At 66.1% G+C, this 239-nt stretch carries 1 pseudogene; it reads left to right on the top strand.

What is annotated here, in order from left to right:
- A pseudogene (locus tag ACZ2XM_RS15680) lies at window positions 1-239 on the top strand (IS21-like element ISMyma9 family transposase); the annotation flags it as partial.

Raw genomic sequence — 239 nt, 5'->3', positions numbered from 1 at the left:
GGTGATGGTCGCCTCGTATTCACGGTTCATCACCGCCCGGATGCTGCCGACCCGAAAGACACCGGATCTGCTGGCGGGCATGTGGTCGCTGCTGAGTGGGCAGCTGGGCGCCGTTCCGAGGCGACTGATCTGGGATAACGACGCCGGCATCGGCCGCCGCAACCATCTTGCGGAGGGCGTCGCTGGGTTCTGCGGGACTCTGGCGACCCGGATGGTTCAGCTCAAGCCCTTCGATCCGG

The organism is Psychrobacter sp. CoH-33_TS_01, assembly GCF_058189395.1.
The sequence above is the reverse complement of the archived record's forward strand: the minus strand, read 5'-3'. Positions and strand labels throughout refer to the sequence as shown.